Here is a 17,065-nt window from a genome sequence, read left to right as displayed (position 1 = left end):
TGTTCGGCATCCCGACCAGGGGCCGGCGGGCGCGACGCCGAGACCCGCCGCCCCACCGCCCCACCGCCCCACCGCCCCACCGCCCCACCGCCCCACCGTCGAACGACCGGGGGTCCGTACGGCAGGATCGACCGGACCGTCCGCTCGAAGGAAGCCTGCCGCCCATGGACTACGTGATCGAGGTTCCGGAACGCCACCCGGAGAAGGGGATCCGCCTCGTCTGGGACGACGGATTCGACCTTGAGGTGCGGATCGACTCCGCAGAGGTCGTCATCAAGGGGAACCGGGCCGGACTGGTCTCCCTGGCACGCCACCTGCTGACCCTCGCCCAGGAGGGAGTGCCCGGCGGATCCCATCTTCACCTGACGGCGGGCCAGGAGATCGAGTCGGACCTCGACCTCGTACTGGAGCGCACGACCGCACTCCCGTCCACGACCGGCACCGCGTGACGTCGGAGTCCCACCGCCGGCCCTGGGCCGCGGTTGTCGCCGTGCGGGCCGCCCGCCCGTGCGGGCCGGCGGACTGGCGGCCCGGGTCCGGCCCACCGGAAAGACCGGCCGAACGGCGGCCCAGGTGGGGTCGGGCCGGGTCAGGTCAGGTCGAAGACCAGGCGGGCGGAGACCTTGCCGCCGAGGACTTCGTCGAAGCAGGCGTTGACGTCCTCCAGCCGGCGGGTCTCGCGGATCACGCGGGTGCGGCCGAGGGCGTGGAGGCGGAACACCTCGGCGAGGTCCTCGCGGGTGCCGACGATGGAGCCGATCACCTTGGTGCCGTTCAGGACCGTGTCGAAGACGGGGAGTTCGAGCTTGCCCTCCGCCGGGAGCGCGACGAGCACGAGGGTGCCGCCGCGGCGCAGCGCCCCGTAGGCGGCCTGGAACGAGGCGTTGCTGACGGCGAGGGCGACGGCAGCGTGGGCGCCGCCCAGCTTCCGGACCTCGGCGGCGACGTCCTGGGTGCGGGCGTCGAGGACGTGGTCGGCGCCCAGCTCGCGGGCGAGGGCGAGCTTGTCGTCGGTGACGTCGACGGCGATCGTCTCGGCGCCGCTGATCCGCGCGTACTGGAGGGCGAGGTGGCCGAGGCCGCCGATGCCGGAGACGAGGACGCGCGTGCCCGGCCGGGCGCCGGACACCTTGAGGGCCTTGTAGGTGGTGACGCCGGCGCAGGAGAGCGGGGCGGCGTCCAGCGGGTCGATGCCGTCGGGGACGGGGACGACGTAGTCGCCGTGCGCGAGGGCGTACTCGGCGTAGGCGCCGTCGACGGAGTAGCCGCTGTTGTGCTGCTGGAGGCAGAGGGTCTCCCAGCCGGAGACGCACTGGTCGCAGCGCCCGCAGGCGTCCGCGAGCCACGCGATGGCGACCCGTTCGCCGACTCCGACGTGCCGGACCTCCGCGCCGGCCGCCTCGACGATGCCGACGCCCTCGTGGCCCGGCACGAACGGCGGGGTGGGCTTGACCGGCCAGTCGCCGTGCGCGGCGTGGATGTCGGTGTGGCAGAGCCCCGACGCCTCCAGTCTGACCCGGACCTGGTGCGGCCCGGGCTCGGGCACCGGGCGGTCCTCGATCACTAGCGGCTGGGTGAAGTCGTGGACGACGGCGGCCTTCATCTCTGTGCTCCTGCCCTCGCGGTTGCGTTCGGCCGACGGCCCGGAACCAGGTTCCGGCCCCTCGGCTCCATCCCACCCCCGGGTCCGCGCAGGCGGCAGGGCCGGAAGGGCGGACGCGCCGGGCCGATGGTCCCGCCGGTACCGGGCCCTGCGGGCCGTTTCGCCCCAGTCTCGCCCGGATCAGCTCCCCCGGCACTTCACGGAGGCCGCCCGGCGGCGCCCGGTGGGCTCGCTCCGCCGGTCGGGTCAGCCGGTCCGGGGCGGGACCGGACGGGGCGGGACCGGGCGGGGCGGGTAGTCCGTTCGGCTCAGAACCGCTGGCCCGCCCCGGGAGGCGGCCCAAGGCTGGCGGTACCGGCTGCGAAGCGACGGAGGCCCGGCCATGCCGCGGTCCCGCGCGCACCCCCGCCCCCGTTGGGAGTCCGATGCCCTCGCTGCACCTCGACGACGCGTTGCTGCTGTTCCTCGCCCTCTTCGCGCTCTACAGCCCGATCGCCGCACTCTCCTCCTACCTGCCGATCGTCGAGGGCTACACGTCCGACGAGCAGCGGAAGCTGGCGTGGGGTCTGTTCACCAACGTCTCGGTGCTGATGCTCGCGGCGCTCTGGATCGGCGAGCCGCTGCTGGAGCTGCTGGGCATCAGTACGGCGGCGCTGTCCGCGACGGGCGGCATCGCACTGCTGCTGGCGGCGGTGCCGATGATGACGGGCCGGACCGCGCCGCCGCCGAAGGCGGTGGCCGAGGCCGCCGTCGAGCCCCCGGCCGGACCGGGCGGCACCGGACCGGGCGCCGAGCCCGGTCCGCGTGCCGAGCCCGGCTCCGGGCCGGGCCCCGGGAGGGCGGGTGCCGGGCCGCCGGCGCCGTGGCGCTCGATCGTCTTCACCCCGCTGACCTTCCCCCTCACCTTCGGCGGGACGACCTTCGGCTTCTTCGTCGCCTACCGCGCCGAGGCACCCGGCTGGTGGGCGGCGGTGGGGCTGACCGTCGCGGGGTTCGGGTACGCGGCGGTCACCGGGCTGACGCTGTACGCGGCCGGGCACGTGACCCGGCGGGTGTCCGACTCGACCGGCGCCGTTCTGGAGAAGGTCGCGGGGATCCTGCTGGTCGCGATCGCCATGATGCTGCTCGCGAGCGGCGGCACCCGGCTGGTCCTCGACGTACTGAACTGAGGCCCCGCCCGCCCCTCCGGCCGCTCCCCTCCCACCGCTCCCCTCCGACCGCTCCCCTCCGCGCTCCCCTGCGTCGACCGTTCGGACGAGGCGGCGGACGGCGCCTCCGTCACCCGCCGGTCGGCCGGTGCGGGGACCGCGGACCCGGGCTGACCAGTGCCGAACGGCGTCCGCCACCCGGCCGCGGGCCTCCTCGGAGGCCTCGGGACGCGGCGTCCGCCGCTCGCCGCAAGCGGACGTATATGAACAAATGATCCGGTAACCGTCTCGCCAGAGGCCGGTCCCCGACCCGCCTGTCCGGGCCGGGCCGGACCGGACCAGGGCCGGACCGGGCCCGACCCGCCGGACCGCGACCGGAACCGAACCGGCCCGCCGGCAGGGCAGCCGGGCCGTACGAAACGGAGGTGGCATGCGGAAGGACGACGGCGGCCCCCCGGAGGGCGCCGACCTCGCCGCCCGGCCGGGATCGACCGCGAAGGTGACGCTCCCGACCCTGACCGCCATGGTCGTCGGCTCGATGGTCGGTGCGGGCGTCTTCTCGCTCCCCAGCCGCTTCGCGCAGGAGACCGGCGTCGCCGGGGCGCTGATCGCGTGGGCGATCGCGGGCACGGGCATGCTGATGCTCGCCCTCGTCTTCCAGACCCTCGCCGTCCGCAAGCCCGACCTCGACGCCGGCGTCTACGCCTACGCCAAGGCCGGATTCGGCGAGTACCTCGGCTTCTTCTCCGCGTTCGGCTACTGGGCCAGCGCGTGCGTGGGCAACGTGACGTACTGGGTGCTGATCATGTCGACGATCGGCGCGATCGCCCCCGCGCTCGGCGACGGTGACACCCTCCTGGCCGCGGTCTGCTCCTCGGCCGGGCTCTGGCTGTTCTTCCTCCTGATCAGACGGGGCGTGAAGGAGGCGGCGACGATCAACCGGGTCGTCACGGTCGCCAAGCTGGTCCCGATCCTGGTCTTCATCCTGCTGGCCCTGTTCTCCCTGGACACGGACGTCTTCGCCGAGAACTTCCGCGGCGCCGACTACGCGGGCTCCCTGTTCCAGCAGGTGCGGGGCACCATGCTCGCCACGGTCTTCGTCTTCCTGGGGGTGGAGGGCGCCAGCGTCTACTCCCGCCACGCCAAGCGGCGCGAGGACGTCGGACGGGCCACCGTGCTGGGCTTCCTGAGCGTCTTCTCGATCTTCGCCTCCGTCACCATCGTCTCCTACGGCCTGTTGCCCATGGCCGAGATCGCCGAGCTGCGCCAGCCGTCGATGGCCGGCGTCCTGGAGGCCGCGGTCGGCACCTGGGGCAAGGTCATGGTCAGCGTGGGCCTCATCGTCTCGGTGCTGGGCGCGTACCTGGCCTGGACCCTGATGGCCGCCGAGGTCCTGCTCGTCGCGGCCAAGGACAAGGACATGCCGCGGTTCCTGCGCCGCACCAACGCCTCCGACGTCCCCGTGCCCGCCCTGCTGATGACCACCGTGCTGTCGCAGGTCGTCCTGTTCGTGACGCTGCTCTCCGACGACGCGTTCAACTTCGCCCTCGACCTGACCAGCGCGCTCAGCCTCATCCCGTACCTGCTCGCCGCCGCGTACGCCGCCAAGATCGCCCACCGCTCGGCCCCGGGCACCCGTTCGCGCGGGCGGGAGCTCACGGTCGGCGCGCTGGCCACCGTGTACACCGCGTTCCTGCTCTACGCGGCCGGGCTCAAGTTCGTCCTGGTCTCCTTCATCGTCTACGCGCCCGCCACGGTCCTGTTCGTGATGGCCCGCCGGGAGCAGGGGCGGCGGCTCTTCTCCCCGCGCGAACTCGTCATCCTCGCCGTCTCGATCGCGGGTGCCGTCGCCGGGATCACCGCCCTGGCCGCCGGGTGGATCACCATCTGAACCCTTCCGCGCCCGCGCGCGTCCGCCGCCTGCCCCTCGCCCGTCCCGTCACCGAAAGGCCCCCCGTGACCGTGAACGACACCGCCTCCAGCCCGGCCCACGGCTACGGCGTCCACTCCGAGGTCGGCCGCCTGCGCAAGGTCCTGGTCTGCCGGCCCGGCCTGGCCCACCGCCGCCTCACCCCGACCAACTCCGACGACCTGCTCTTCGACGACGTCATGTGGGTCGAGAACGCTCAGCGCGACCACGCCGACTTCGTCAACAAGCTGACCCATCGCGGCGTCGACGTCGTCGAACTGCACGACCTGCTCGCCCAGACCCTGATCGTGCCGGGCGCCCGGGACTGGCTGCTCGACCGGAAGATCACGCCCAACGAGGTCGGACTCGGGCTGGTCGACGGCACCCGCGGCTACCTGGAGACCCTGACCCCGAAGGAACTGGCCGAGTTCCTGATCGGCGGACTGGCCACCGGCGACCTCCCGGACGACTACCGCTCCGGGTACATCGGTCTGGCCCGCGAGTCGACCGGCACCCGCGAGTACCTCATGCCGCCGCTCCCCAACACCCTCTACACCCGCGACACCACGTGCTGGCTCTACGGCGGGCTCACCCTCAACCCCCTCTACTGGCCCGCCCGGCACGACGAGACCCTGCTCATGAAGGCGGTCTACCGGTACCACCCGGAGTTCACCGGCTCCACCGTCTGGTGGGGCGACCCCGAACGGGAGTGGGGCCAGGCGACCTTCGAGGGCGGCGACATCATGCCGGTCGGGAACGGCGTGGTCCTGATGGGCATGTCTGAGCGGACCTCCCGCCAGGCCATCACCCAGGTCGCCAGTGCGCTCTTCGCCCAGGGCGCGGCGGAGCGGGTCATCGTCGCCGGCATGCCGAGACTCCGCGCCGCCATGCACCTCGACACGGTCTTCACGTTCGCCGACCGCGACATCGTCACGCTCTACCCGACCATCATGAACGCCGTCCACACCTTCACGCTGCGCCCCGGGGACAACGCCGTCGGCATCGACATCACCGACGAGGGCTCCCGGAGCTTCACCGACGTCGTCGGCGAGGCCCTCGGCGTCCGGCTGCGCGTCATCGAGACGGGCGGCGACGTGTACGCCTCCGAGCGCCAGCAGTGGGACAGCGGCAACAACGCCGTCGCCCTCGAACCCGGCGTGGTCTTCACCTACGACCGCAACACCCTCACCAACACGCTGCTGCGCAAGGCCGGTGTCGAGGTCATCACCATCGTCGGCGCCGAACTCGGCCGGGGCCGCGGCGGCGGCCACTGCATGACCTGCCCCGTCATCCGCGAACCGGTCGACTACTAGGTGTACCGACAGGGCTTCCGTGCCAGGTCACACGCCCGGTGCGATGCCCTCGCCACCGAGGGCATCGCACTCACGCGCTTCGTGAAGACGTGCGATCACGGGTACAGCCTGACGGAGTACGTCGACGTGAGGTTCACCCAGAGGCCCCCCGCACAGTTGTTGACGGGGATGGACCAGGCAACGCCTCCCCCGGCGTTCCATCCGGTGTAGCCCGTGACCCCCGCGCCGCCTGTCTGGCAGTTCTTCACGGTGTACTCCCCGACGAGGTTGTACACGTTGTAGGTCCCGTATTCGTAGAACCTGTAGACCAGTGGGTGATTGCCGCTGCCGTCCGCGATGTCGCCCTGGTAGATGCAGACGTACCCGCTGGTGCAGCTCTCCGTGGCTGATGCGGTGGGCGCGGTCGCCACCGACACGCCGACCAGCAGGGGGACCGCGGCAGTCAGCGTGGCGATCTTCTTACGGATGTTCATCAGACGACCTCTCCGTTGGTGACGTGCTGTGGCACGCTATCCACCGGCACAGCGCTCGGAAAGAGGAAAAGAGGCCAATTGGACGACGAACTCACCTGACTGGAACTCTAGTTGAACCACCCCGGCCGACTGGTCTCGGCGGTGGGCGGGCGGATCCCACCAGGCCGTTGCCGAGGATCCCGTACTGAACCGCCGGACCACTTCCTCGAATTGCTGCCGCAGTCGTTCGGGGTACCGGCCGCACCCGCCGATCGGCAGAAACCTTTCGACGAACTCCCTTTCGGCGTCGATCAGGTGATTCGGTGTCCCCCGAGACGGCTTACCGGATCGCACCCCGACACGCGGCTAGGGCTTGCGGACCGGCAGCCGGCGGATGGCGGGTGCGCCATGGGCCCAGGTGTGCCAGGAGTAGGTCCGGCCGTTCCCCTGCACGCGCTCCGGCTCGTCGCCGGTGGGGCGGAAGTCCAGGGCCCGGGCGACGGCGATGCTGGGGGCGTTGTCGCTCTCGATCTCCAGCAGCAGCCGGGGCAGTTGAAGGACCTGGTGGGCGTAGTCGGTCAGGAGCCGCATGGCTCGCAGGGCCAGACCCCGTCCGCGGTGGGCGCTGCCGACGGCGTAGCCCATGGTGCCCCGGGAGAGGTTGAGATGCACTGCCCCCAGGGGCTGGTGACCGTCGGCCGTGATCGCGAGATGAAGGCGTTGCCCTTCGGCCCGGCTCCGGTCGATCGTTTCCAGGTACTCGCGCGCCGCGTCCAGGTCGAAGGGCGAGCGGAGCGTGGTGCGGGCGGCGACGTCGGGATCGTCGAACAGCTCGACCATGGCCGGCAGGTCCGCGTGCGCCCACTCCCGCAGGACGAGGTCGTTTCCGGTCAGCAGCACGGGCGAGGCGGGCAGCGGCATGGAGATCTCCAGGAGACTGAGCACCAAGTGCCGTCGGTCCGGCGCTCGGTGGGGTGCACGGGGTCGGTGAGGTCACACGGGCAGAGGGCCCCGGTAGCGGTCCGGGACCTCTGCGGACGAGCCTGCCCCGATGCGCGGCCCGCCGTCCACCGCCCAGTCCGCCAGAATGACCGCATGACGGAGAACGAAGCGGATCTACGGGCCTTGCTGCGCGAACTCGACGACCCGGACTGGCTGGAGTGGCCGCAGCACTACGACCGAGCCGCGCTGGCGGCCCGGCTGGGCGAGCTGGTGACCCGGCTCGACGGTGACTTCGCGACCCGGTGCGAGGCCGGGACCACCCAGGACTCCAGCGAGTTCGGCCGGGTCGTCGTGCCGGGCGGGGCGACGGTGTGCGGGACCCGGATCGTCGTCTGCCTCAGCAACTTCGGCTCCCTGGCCGTGATCTGCGCCGAGAACCCGGGGGCCTTCCTCGGGACGGAGGACGCCCGGGCCGAAGGAGAGCTGGACGACGCCGATCTCGCCACGACGACCCGGGCCCTGGTCGACCTCGGCTACGTGGTGGTTCCCGAGGAGTTGATGGAGAGCGACTACGACGGCCCCAGCCGGCTGCTCTGTCACGTTCAGCGGGGCAGCTGGTCACACCGGTTCTTCGGCACCTACTTCGGCCCGTCCCTCGACACCCACCTGCGATGACGCCCACCCCCGACGACGCCGACCAGCGATGACGCCCGCAGTGGGATCCGCCACGGTCGGCCCCCACTGCTCGACGGCACCCTTCCTCCGAGGCGAGGGAGCGTCAGCGGACACCGCGCGGCCCGGAGCGTCGACGGAAAGGACTGCACCGTGCGGTGGCTGCTCGGTCACGTGATTCAGGAGACGGCCCGTCACGTCGGCCACATGGACGTGCTCGGGGAGATGGCCGACGGCGCCCGCGGCGAGTGACCGGCCGGCCGGGACGGCCCCGGCGCCCTCGGGAAGCATCCGCCGCCCACCCTCCGGAATGAGAGCTTCCGGACCCCCGGATGTGTCTGCATTCTTGATCATGACGTGAAACGGGGGTGTCGCGACGGGATTTCCACCCCGGCAATTCGGCGCCACCAGGTCAACGGCTCCACGGAATGCGAACAACAACTCCACCTACAGCCTGACGACCTACTACAGCCCGGGCGGCTACGGCATCAGCCAGTACTTCGAGCGCGGCACCCGCGGAAACCTGATCCCGGAGCTGCGGAACAACAACGCCTCGCAGTACCAGGATGCGGAGGTCCGGACGAACCTGCAGCACCTGCAACTGGTCAGGAAGTCCATCGACACCGCGCTCAGGAATGCCGAGGCAGTCACCGGCGGCGGCGCGTCGAAGTCCCCGTGACACGGTGATCAGCCGGACGGGCGTGGGCGGATCGCGGAGCGCAGGAGGAGGGTGGTGGTCACACTGCTCACCCCGGTCAGGGCGATGGCGAGGCCGACCGGAAGGAACTCCGCGAACACGCCGAAGACCAGGGGTCCGACCCCCTGGATGGTCATGGTGGTGGTGTTGAGCAGGGCGAAACTCTGCCCCTGGAGGTGGGACGGGACCGCCTCCAGGAAGCGCCGCTGAAGGCCGAGCAGGTAGGCGGACCCCACGCCGGTGATCACGTACGCGGCGGCGACCGCCGGATACGGCAGGTCCAGCACGAGCGTGACCGGGGGCGCGCCCATCACCAGCAGCAGGGGCAGGACGAGGCGTTCCCGGGTGGCGGGCGCGAACGCCCGCCCGACGACGACGTCGCCGATGAGCATGCCGACGGACGTGGCGGCCAGGAGGGTGCCGGTCTCCGTCGGGCCGAACCCGCGCTGCGCGGCGTACGGGATGAGCAGGCTCCCCGCCGCGGCCAGGTACGCGGCGGGCAGGCACTGGACCATGATCAGCTTGAGGACCCCGGGCGCGGCGACGAGCGCGGCGTTGCCCTGCAGGGTCCTCCGCACGATCGACCCGCCGGCCACCAACGATCCGCCCACCGCCGCCGACCCGCCCGCCGTGGACCCGCCCGCCGTGGACCCGCCCGTACGACCCGCCTTCGGTCCCGACAGGTACAGGCGGCTGATCACCGACGCGATCAGGTGCGCCCCTGCGGTGACCAGCATCGTCCGCTCCACACCCAGCCACACCACCAGCGCCCCGCCGGCGGCCATGCCCACCATCTGCGCCGAGACCGCGACGAGGTAGGACAGCGAACGCCCCAGCACGTAGGTGTCGCCGGTGAGGATCTCCGCCAGGACCCGGCCCGCGGCCCCGGTGGTGACGGGTGTCAGGCAGGCCACGGCCGCGACGAGCGCCAGGGCCGCCGCGACCGGGAGGCGGCCGGACGCGAGCACCAGCCCGACCGCGCACTGGAGTGCGTAACCCGTGCTGATGAGGGTCCGCGGCGAGAACCGGTCCGCCATCGCGGCGAGGAACAGGCCGCCCACGGCCTGGGGGAGGAAACCGATCGTCATCGTCATCGCCGTCAGCAACGGCGATGCGGTCCGGTCGAACACCAGCACCGCCAGTGCGACGGACCGCAGGGTGTCCGACATGACGCCGAGCAGCCGACCGGCGAAGACGGCACGGAACCGGGTGACCGCGAAGACCTGGCCGTAGGTGGCCTTCGTCGTGAACTCATCGATCACGAGCAGGATGCTCCCGCCCGTGCGTGCGCATCCGGGCGAGCGGCTCCTCGCCGGTGTCCTGGCAGGCCGGGACCGGAATCAGCGCCACGTCGCCCTCCCCTTGCTCGTCGAATGGGGCAAGGATCAGTCAGAAACGTGACGCCTGCAACTGAGATATTCCTGCGGGGCCGGTGTGGGCACGGCGCCGGAGCGGATCTTCACGACCCCTCCGAACCACGGCATCTGACGAGGCGACGGTTGGCGGCGGCGGGTCCGTCTCAGGGTTCGCGGTGGACGATCCGGCGGACCAGGTCCGGTACCCACTCCACGTACTCGACCTCGGCGCCGTCCACGTGCCGGGCGTAGAGGAAGCGACCGGTCGGGGAGGCGGTCTCCGGCGTGGTGACGACGGCCCCGGCGGCGGTCAGCGTGTCGCTGAGCTCGTCGAGGTCGGAGACCACGACCGTCGCCGAGGCGTGCGCGTACTTGGCGCGCTCGGCGGGCGGTCCGGCGATGACCAGGAAGTCGCCGATGGCGGCCAGTTCGATCTCGTGGAAGCGGAAGAGCAGGTCGGGTTCGGCGCCGGTCAGGGTGCGCAGGAGGGGAAGGGCCTGGTCGAGGCCGTCGGACCAGAGGCGGGCGTAGGTCTTGAGGATGGTCATCGGTGATCCCTGGTAGCTGTCGGTTACCGGATCACCGTATGCGGGTGAACTCCCCCGCAGAAGAGCGCACTTTGGGGTGCGTGGGGTGCCGTTCGGAGACCGCGTGACCGGGCCGGACCGGACCGACCGGTCACGCGGTCCCTGACCTACGCCGCCGGCCCGGTGCCGCCGTCGGGCCGAGCCGGGCCCGGGGCACGGTCGGCGGAGCGGGGGGCGGCGCGGTCGGCGAACGGGGCCCCGCCACGGGCCCGCTCCGGGTTCGGGGAGCGGTCGCGGTCCTGCACCGGCTCCCGGTCGGCGTTCCAGGCGATCAGCATCCGCAGGGCGTCGTCCGACGGGCTGCCGCGCTCGGCCGTGTACGTGACCAGGGCCTGGTCCGGGTCGTCCGCCGAGCGCAGCGTCTCGTAGACCAGTTCCATCCGCCCGACCAGCGGGTGCCGGAACCCCTTCCTGCCGGACGTCTTGTCGCGGACCGGGTGCTCGGCCCACCACTGGCGGAACTCCGGGCTGCGCATGGACAGTTCGCCGATCAGCTCGGCGAGCCTGGGGTCGTCCGGCCGGCGCCCGGCCTCCAGGTGCAGGAAGGCGGCGTTCTCCCGCGCGCAGCCGACCCAGTCCTCGTACAGCTCGCGCGAGGCCGGATCGAGGTAGGTGATGCGGGCGATGTTCCGCTCGGCCGGGTCGAGTGCGCCGTAGTCGCCGAACAGGGCCACGGCGGCGCGGTTCCAGGCCAGGATGTCCATGCGCCGGCCCATCACCACGGCCGGCACGTCGATCATGGCGTCGAGCAGCCGGGCGAGCGTCGGCCGGACCCGCTGCGGCGCCGCGGCGGCCCGGGCCGCCGACGCCCTGGCCGTCGACGCCCGGCCGCTGCCGCCACCCGGCGCGGTGCGGGCGAGCCGGTGCAGGTGCCGGGCCTCCTCCGGGTCGAGCCGCAGCGCGCGGGCGACGGCGTCGAGCACGGCGTCCGAGGGGTTGCCCACCCGCCCCTGTTCGAGCCGGGTGTAGTAGTCGACGCTCACGCCGGCGAGCTGGGCGAGTTCCTCGCGGCGCAGCCCCGACACCCGGCGGCGACCGCCGTAGTCCGGCAGGTCGACGTCCTCGGGCCGGAGCCGGGAGCGTCGGGTCCGCAGGAACTCGTTGAGGCTGATCGCTGTGCTGCTCATAGGACGATTCTCTCTGCTCGGGGCTCCCTCAGCCTGGTCCTGCCGGAACCAGGCTGAGTGAGGGGCCGGGCCGCCCCGGCGCGCCCGCGGCCCGGGCCGCCCCCGGCAGCGGCGTCACCAGCTGCCGGCGACCGCCACCACGCCGCCGTCCACCACGAAGTCCTGCCCGGTGACGTAGGAGGAACGGGACGAGAGCAGGAAGGCCACCGTCTCCGCGATGTCCTCGGCCTCGCCCAGCCGGCCCAGCGGCACCTGCGCCAGCACGGCGTCCTTCGCGGACTGTTCGGTGATGACCGCGTCGAACATCTCGGTGACGATGTAGCCCGGGCTCACCGAGTTGACCCGGATGCCGCGCCCGGCGAACTCGTTGCCCAGGGTGCGGGCCAGGTTGTGGACGGCCGCCTTGGTCGCCGCGTACACCGGGGCGTTGGGCAGGCCGCGGTGGAGCGTCCAGGAGGCGTTCAGGACGACGGATCCGCCGCCGGCGGCCTCCAGCAGCGGCAGCGCGTGCTGGACGGTGAAGAAGACACCCTTGAAGTTGACGTCGACGGTGTGGTCGAAGGACTTCTCGGTCACGTCGGTCGGCAGCTCGAAGATGCCGACACCGGCGTTGGCGAAGACGCCGTCGAGCCGCCCGTGGCGCTCCCCCACGAGGTCGGCCAGGCGGGCCAGGTCGGCCGGCTTCGCGGAGTCGGCGCGTACGGCGAACACCCTTTCCCCGGAGGCCAGTTCGGCTTCGGCCCGGCGCAGCCTGGCCTCGTCACGGCCGGTGATCACCACCTCGGCGCCGGATGCGAGGAGGTGGCGGGCGGTGGCGAGGCCCATGCCGCTGGTCCCGCCGGTGATCAGCACGGTCCTGCCGTCGAATTCACCGGCCGATCCGGGGGTGCGGTGGTCGTTGCGGGTGGTCCTGGTTCCGTCGTTCTCGGTCATGGCTCCACCTTCGCGGCCACCCGCCTGCCCCAACCAGGCCCGATCCGACCCCGGGTCCGGCAGGACCACCCTCGCCGCCCGGACACGGGGTGACGCGGGACGGGTGACGTCGGACCCGGGTACTACACCGGGGTTGGCCCCCCGGTGCCACGACGGCGGGAGCACGGGGACGGGAGGGTGAGGACATCAGCCGCACGAGGGCGAGGAGCCCACCGATGTCCCCGATCCGCCGTACCGTCCGCCCCGCCCCCAGCGGCGCCCTCCGCACCGCTCTCCGCCCCGCCCTCCGCACTGCGGCCGGCGCCTTCCTGGCGCTGCCGGTGGGCCTGGCGGCGGTCGCCCTGACCCTGACCGGTCGGCCCGGGCGGGCCGCCCACTGGCAGGGCCGGCTCTCCGGCGGCCGGGGGTGGACCGGCGGCCGGGTGCTGGGCCGCGCCGCGCTCGGGCTCCCGCTGGACGTGGCGGCCTTCGCGCTGATCGGGTACGCGCTGTTCAACTCGGTCCGCAACTTCGGCTACCCGGTCTGGTACCTGGGCAGCGACTACCACCAGGCCTGGGGCGGCCCCACCATGGCGGGCGTCTGGGCGGTGCACGCGGGCGGGTGGCTGCTCTGCCTGGCCGTGCTGCTGCACTGGCCCGTGCGGTGGCTGGCGCGGGGTCAGCGGGCCGTCGGCCGCCGGATCACGGGCGAATGAACGACGGGTGACGGGCCGGGCGTCCGCCCGTGATCCGTCGGCCGCCGCCCCGGGGACTCCGCCCTGCCCCTTCGGGAGCGCCTCCGGCCGCCGGTCCCGCCCGCCGCACCTTCCGGATCCGCACGATCCGCATATGCAGGTGAACGACATATATAGTCATCCTGCGTACGTGGGCCGCACAGGCCCGCGCTACGGTTCGACGCACCCGCCGTACCCCGGGGAGCGGGATACGGCCAGGTCGGCCTGGGAGGAGCAGAGTTCGATGGGGCAGGTCACCACACCCACCGCGAGGACCGCGGGAGCGGAAGGGACGGCGGACGCCGCCGAGACGCCGCGGGAGACCCGGGACGGGTCCCCCGCCGCCGTACCGCCGACCGGACTCGCGGACCGGGTGATACGGCGGTTGGCGGTGCTCCGCCTCCGCCGCTGGTTCTGGCCCGCCGCGCTGGCCGCCGGGTACCTCGTCCAGGTCCTCTTCCGGCTCGTCCTCGTCCGGCACCTCGACTACCCGTCGGTCCACCCGGACGAGGAGTCGTACCTGATCCTGGCACGCGTCCTCGCGGGCCGCCCCACCACCGAGATGCCGGTCGGCGTGGTCATCCCCGGCGGCTACGCGCTGCTGATCTCCCCCGCCCTGCGGATCGCCGACGACCCGGTGACGGCGTACCACCTGGTCCTCGGGATCAACGCCCTGGTCAGCGCACTGGTCCTCCCGCTCGCCTACGCCGCCCTGCGGCGCCTCGGCCTGCAGCGCGGCGCCGCGTACGCCTTCGGCGCCGCCACCGCGCTGCTGCCGCCGGTGGTCTTCTACTCGCAGTTCGCGCTCACGGACGCCGTCCTGCCCGCGCTGATCCTCGCCTGGCTGCTCTGCCTGCACGGCTGGCTCACCGACGGGCCGGCGCGCGGCCGTACCCGGTACGCCGCCGGGGCGGGTGCCGCCGCCGCCTACGCGATGGCCACGCACGACCGCGGCGGCGTGGTCGTCGCCCTGACCGCCGCCGTGTTCGCCGGCGTCCTGCTGTTCCGCCAGGCTCCGTGGCGCACGGCCGTCGCCGGCCTCGGGGCCCTGGGGGCCGGCGCGCTCGGCACCGAGTTGCTGGCCCGTTGGCTGCACGCGCAGTTCACCGTCGAGGACAGCGACGTCGGCGGCTTCCTGTGGAAGGGCCTCACCGACCCGGAGGCCACCCAGCGGACCCTCACCAGGACAGCCGGCCAGATCTGGTACTTCACCGTCTCCACCTGGGGAATCGGCGGACTGGCCGTCGTCGCCTGCCTGTTCGCCGTGTTCAGCCGCCGCACGCCGCTCCCGCACCGCATCACCGGCGGCGTCCTGGTGGCGCTCCTCGTCGGCACCGCCCTGGCCTCCGCCGCGGCCCTTCCGGACGACGGGCGCATCGACAACTGGGTCTACGCCCGCTACACCTCCTACCTCGTGCCGGCGGCCTTCGTGACGGGCGTCGCGGTCGTCGCCCGCTGCGGCCGGCGCGCACTCGGCAGGTCCGCGGCGGCGACGACCGGGCTGATCGCGCTCCTCGCCGTCCTGGTGATCGGCTCGGCAGGCTCGAAGCTGCGGACCCAGGGCTTCGTGCTCTGGACGCTGCCGGACGTGTCGTTCCTCACCGCGGACTGGGGCCGGCTCTCCATGGTCCGGGCCAGCACGGCCGCACTCGTCATCTTCTGCGCCGTCCTCCTGATCCGGACCGCCGGGGGACGCAGGGCCTTCTGGGCGGTCGGCGTCTCGCTGGTCCTGTTCGCCGGGTTCGCCACCGCGACGATCACCGAACGCGTCTCCCAGCCGCACTCGGCCTGGCGCAAGCCCCTGGCCACCGGCTTCACCCACAGCGCGGGGCTGAAGCCCGACGACAGCGTCGTCTTCGTCTGGGACCTCGAATGGACCCTGCGCACCACCCAGACCTTCGAGGTCTACCGGGGCCGCGTCTGGTACCTCGACCCCCGCTGGCAGCCGCTCCCCCCGGCGGCCACCGCGGTCGTCACCCCCCTGCCCGGCCAGGGGCAGGAGCCCGAGGCCTACTGGCCCGCGCACCCCGCCGGCTGGTACGTCGACCGGACCGACACCCAGCAGAACTGGGCGCTTTGGCGCAAGCGTTGAGGCAGCGCCGCGGACGCTTCGAGGGCAGTCCCGGGGGTGCCGCACGCGCAGTCCCGAGACCGCTCCGAGGGCAGCCGGAGCCCCCTGCCGGGGGCATCGGGGGCCGCGGACACGGCGGAGGCCGTCAGCGGTCGTCGGGCTGCGGACCCTAAGGGTCTCCCGCACGCCCCGCCTCCGGGGCGGGTCGTCCGCGGGGACGGTTTGCGCGCGGACGGACGGCCCGCAGGAACCCCCGGTCCCTGCGGGCCGTCCACGTGTTCAGGGGCGGGGGACGAGGGCTACGGACCTCAGGAGAGATGCACATGACTCGGCACAGCGCGCTTCGGCGCGGGGTGGGCGTTGCGACGGTGGCCTCGGCGGTGGTGCTCGGAACGGCCCTGCCCGCGGCGGCGGCCGGATCGGGACGGGGCGGGCCGGAACGCGACGGGACGGTGGCCGCGATGGAGGCGGCCGTGCGGACCGAGGGATTGCCCGGGATGATCGCCACGGCGACCCGTCCGCACGGGAGCCGGTCGGTGGCGGTCGGGACGGCCGACACCGCGACCGGGCAGCCGCGGTCGGCCCGGGAGCGGTTCCGGATCGGCAGCGTGACGAAGATGTTCGTCGCGACCGTCCTCCTCCAACTCCAGGCGGAGGGGCGGCTCGACCTCGACGACACCGTGGAGACGTGGCTGCCCGGGGTGGTGAGCGGGAACGGGAACGACGGCTCGGCGATCAGCGTCCGGCAACTGCTCGACCACTCCAGCGGACTGTTCGCCTACGACGACGACCCCGGAATGGCGGCGGCGCTGTTCACTCCGCAGTTCCTGAGCCACCGCTACGACACCTACACACCGGCGGAACTGGTGCGGCTCGCCGTGTCGCACCCGCCCGTCTTCGCGCCGGGGACGAAGCGCGAGTACTCCAACACCAACTACGTCCTGGCCGGGATGATCGTCGCCGAGGTGACCGGACGCCCGTACGGCACGGAGATCGAGCGGCGGATCATCCGGCCGCTGGGGCTGGGCGGCACCAGCGTGCCCGGCACCGCGACCGCCGTGCCACGACCGCACGCGCGCGGCTACTCGAAGCTGTTCGGCGGCTCGCCGACGCCCGTGGAGACGACCGAACTCAACCCGTCGATGGCCGGGGCCGCCGGGGAGATCATCTCCACGACCGACGACCTCACCCGCTTCCTCTCCGCGCTGATGCGCGGACGGCTGCTCCCGCCGGCCGAGTTGGGCGAGATGCTCACCACGGAGGGCGCCGGCGGGCTCGGCATCGGCGGCGGGACGCTGTCCTGCGGGGTCGCCGTCTGGGGGCACGACGGCGGCATCCACGGGTCGTCGACCCTCGCGCTGACCACCCGGGACGGCCGGCACGCCGTCGCGTTCAACGCCAACGCCGACTGGTTCACCGGCAAACTCAAGCTCGCCGAGGCCGAGTTCTGCGGCTGACCGGCAGCCGGGCCGCCGGCCTGCAGCGCAGGCCGGCGGCGCAGCGCGGCCGGGCGGACCGGCCGAAGGGCCGCCGGCCGGGCCGG

16 protein-coding genes are annotated in these 17,065 nt (G+C 72.9%); 9 read left to right on the top strand and 7 right to left on the bottom strand.

The window, feature by feature from the left end:
* Positions 1-164: 164 nt before the first annotated feature.
* On the top strand, positions 165-449 hold the full coding sequence (locus ABZY91_RS27750) for a hypothetical protein (RefSeq protein WP_329876756.1): 285 nt from the start codon (positions 165-167) through the stop codon (positions 447-449).
* Positions 450-589: 140 nt separating this feature from the next.
* On the opposite strand, the gene adhP is transcribed toward ABZY91_RS27750, so the two are convergent.
* On the bottom strand, positions 590-1,603 hold the full coding sequence (gene adhP / locus ABZY91_RS27745; protein ID WP_355405701.1) for an alcohol dehydrogenase AdhP: 1,014 nt from the start codon (positions 1,601-1,603) through the stop codon (positions 590-592).
* A 425-nt stretch (positions 1,604-2,028) separates the two neighbouring features.
* Between adhP and ABZY91_RS27740 the strand changes: the two genes are divergently transcribed.
* The 3 genes from ABZY91_RS27740 to ABZY91_RS27730 all read left to right on the top strand — a co-directional run bounded on the left by ABZY91_RS27740 (position 2,029) and on the right by ABZY91_RS27730 (position 5,973).
* Positions 2,029-2,772 carry a MarC family protein gene (locus tag ABZY91_RS27740; protein WP_355405700.1) on the top strand — a complete coding sequence of 248 codons (744 nt, stop codon included), beginning with the start codon at positions 2,029-2,031 and terminating at the stop codon, positions 2,770-2,772.
* A gap of 409 nt (positions 2,773-3,181) precedes the next feature.
* Positions 3,182-4,642, top strand: a complete 1,461-nt coding sequence (locus tag ABZY91_RS27735) for a basic amino acid/polyamine antiporter (RefSeq protein WP_355405699.1) — start codon at positions 3,182-3,184, stop codon at positions 4,640-4,642.
* A gap of 65 nt (positions 4,643-4,707) precedes the next feature.
* On the top strand, positions 4,708-5,973 hold the full coding sequence (locus ABZY91_RS27730; protein ID WP_355405698.1) for an arginine deiminase: 1,266 nt from the start codon (positions 4,708-4,710) through the stop codon (positions 5,971-5,973).
* Positions 5,974-6,068: 95 nt separating this feature from the next.
* Here the strand turns inward: ABZY91_RS27730 and ABZY91_RS27725 are convergent, their stop codons facing one another.
* Positions 6,069-6,446 carry a hypothetical protein gene (locus tag ABZY91_RS27725; RefSeq protein ID WP_355405697.1) on the bottom strand — a complete coding sequence of 126 codons (378 nt, stop codon included), beginning with the start codon at positions 6,444-6,446 and terminating at the stop codon, positions 6,069-6,071.
* Positions 6,447-6,791: 345 nt separating this feature from the next.
* Positions 6,792-7,370 carry a GNAT family N-acetyltransferase gene (locus tag ABZY91_RS27720; protein WP_355405714.1) on the bottom strand — a complete coding sequence of 193 codons (579 nt, stop codon included), beginning with the start codon at positions 7,368-7,370 and terminating at the stop codon, positions 6,792-6,794.
* A gap of 150 nt (positions 7,371-7,520) precedes the next feature.
* Here ABZY91_RS27720 and ABZY91_RS27715 point away from each other — a divergent pair, with 150 nt between their 5' ends.
* Together ABZY91_RS27715 and ABZY91_RS27710 are read left to right on the top strand one after the other, a co-directional pair.
* Positions 7,521-8,042: a hypothetical protein gene (locus tag ABZY91_RS27715; RefSeq protein WP_355405696.1), complete on the top strand. Its 522-nt coding sequence runs from the start codon at positions 7,521-7,523 to the stop codon at positions 8,040-8,042.
* Between the two features lie 45 nt (positions 8,043-8,087).
* Complete coding sequence (locus ABZY91_RS27710; RefSeq protein WP_355405713.1) at positions 8,088-8,291, top strand: DUF664 domain-containing protein; 204 nt, start codon at positions 8,088-8,090, stop codon at positions 8,289-8,291.
* Positions 8,292-8,726: 435 nt separating this feature from the next.
* Here the strand turns inward: ABZY91_RS27710 and ABZY91_RS27705 are convergent, their stop codons facing one another.
* The 4 genes from ABZY91_RS27705 to ABZY91_RS27690 form a co-directional block, all read right to left on the bottom strand.
* Positions 8,727-9,998 carry an MFS transporter gene (locus tag ABZY91_RS27705; RefSeq protein ID WP_355405695.1) on the bottom strand — a complete coding sequence of 424 codons (1,272 nt, stop codon included), beginning with the start codon at positions 9,996-9,998 and terminating at the stop codon, positions 8,727-8,729.
* A 257-nt stretch (positions 9,999-10,255) separates the two neighbouring features.
* Positions 10,256-10,639, bottom strand: coding sequence for a VOC family protein (locus tag ABZY91_RS27700; protein ID WP_355405694.1), 384 nt, complete (start codon positions 10,637-10,639; stop codon positions 10,256-10,258).
* 146 nt (positions 10,640-10,785) lie between these two features.
* Entirely contained in the window at positions 10,786-11,805 is a 1,020-nt protein-coding gene (locus tag ABZY91_RS27695; RefSeq protein WP_355405693.1) for a helix-turn-helix transcriptional regulator, read from the bottom strand.
* Positions 11,806-11,919: 114 nt separating this feature from the next.
* Positions 11,920-12,738: a glucose 1-dehydrogenase gene (locus ABZY91_RS27690; protein WP_355405692.1), complete on the bottom strand. Its 819-nt coding sequence runs from the start codon at positions 12,736-12,738 to the stop codon at positions 11,920-11,922.
* A gap of 215 nt (positions 12,739-12,953) precedes the next feature.
* Here ABZY91_RS27690 and ABZY91_RS27685 point away from each other — a divergent pair, with 215 nt between their 5' ends.
* The 3 genes from ABZY91_RS27685 (at position 12,954) to ABZY91_RS27675 (ending at position 16,979) form a co-directional block, all read left to right on the top strand.
* On the top strand, positions 12,954-13,433 hold the full coding sequence (locus ABZY91_RS27685; protein WP_355405691.1) for a hypothetical protein: 480 nt from the start codon (positions 12,954-12,956) through the stop codon (positions 13,431-13,433).
* Positions 13,434-13,695: 262 nt separating this feature from the next.
* Positions 13,696-15,543 carry a hypothetical protein gene (locus ABZY91_RS27680; RefSeq protein WP_355405690.1) on the top strand — a complete coding sequence of 616 codons (1,848 nt, stop codon included), beginning with the start codon at positions 13,696-13,698 and terminating at the stop codon, positions 15,541-15,543.
* A 302-nt stretch (positions 15,544-15,845) separates the two neighbouring features.
* Positions 15,846-16,979, top strand: a complete 1,134-nt coding sequence (locus ABZY91_RS27675; RefSeq protein WP_355405689.1) for a serine hydrolase domain-containing protein — start codon at positions 15,846-15,848, stop codon at positions 16,977-16,979.
* Positions 16,980-17,065: the final 86 nt, after the last annotated feature.

The organism is Kitasatospora sp. NPDC002965 (assembly GCF_040611255.1).
In the GTDB taxonomy this organism is placed as follows: Bacteria; Actinomycetota; Actinomycetes; order Streptomycetales; family Streptomycetaceae; genus Kitasatospora.
The sequence above is the reverse complement of the archived record's forward strand: the minus strand, read 5'-3'. Positions and strand labels throughout refer to the sequence as shown.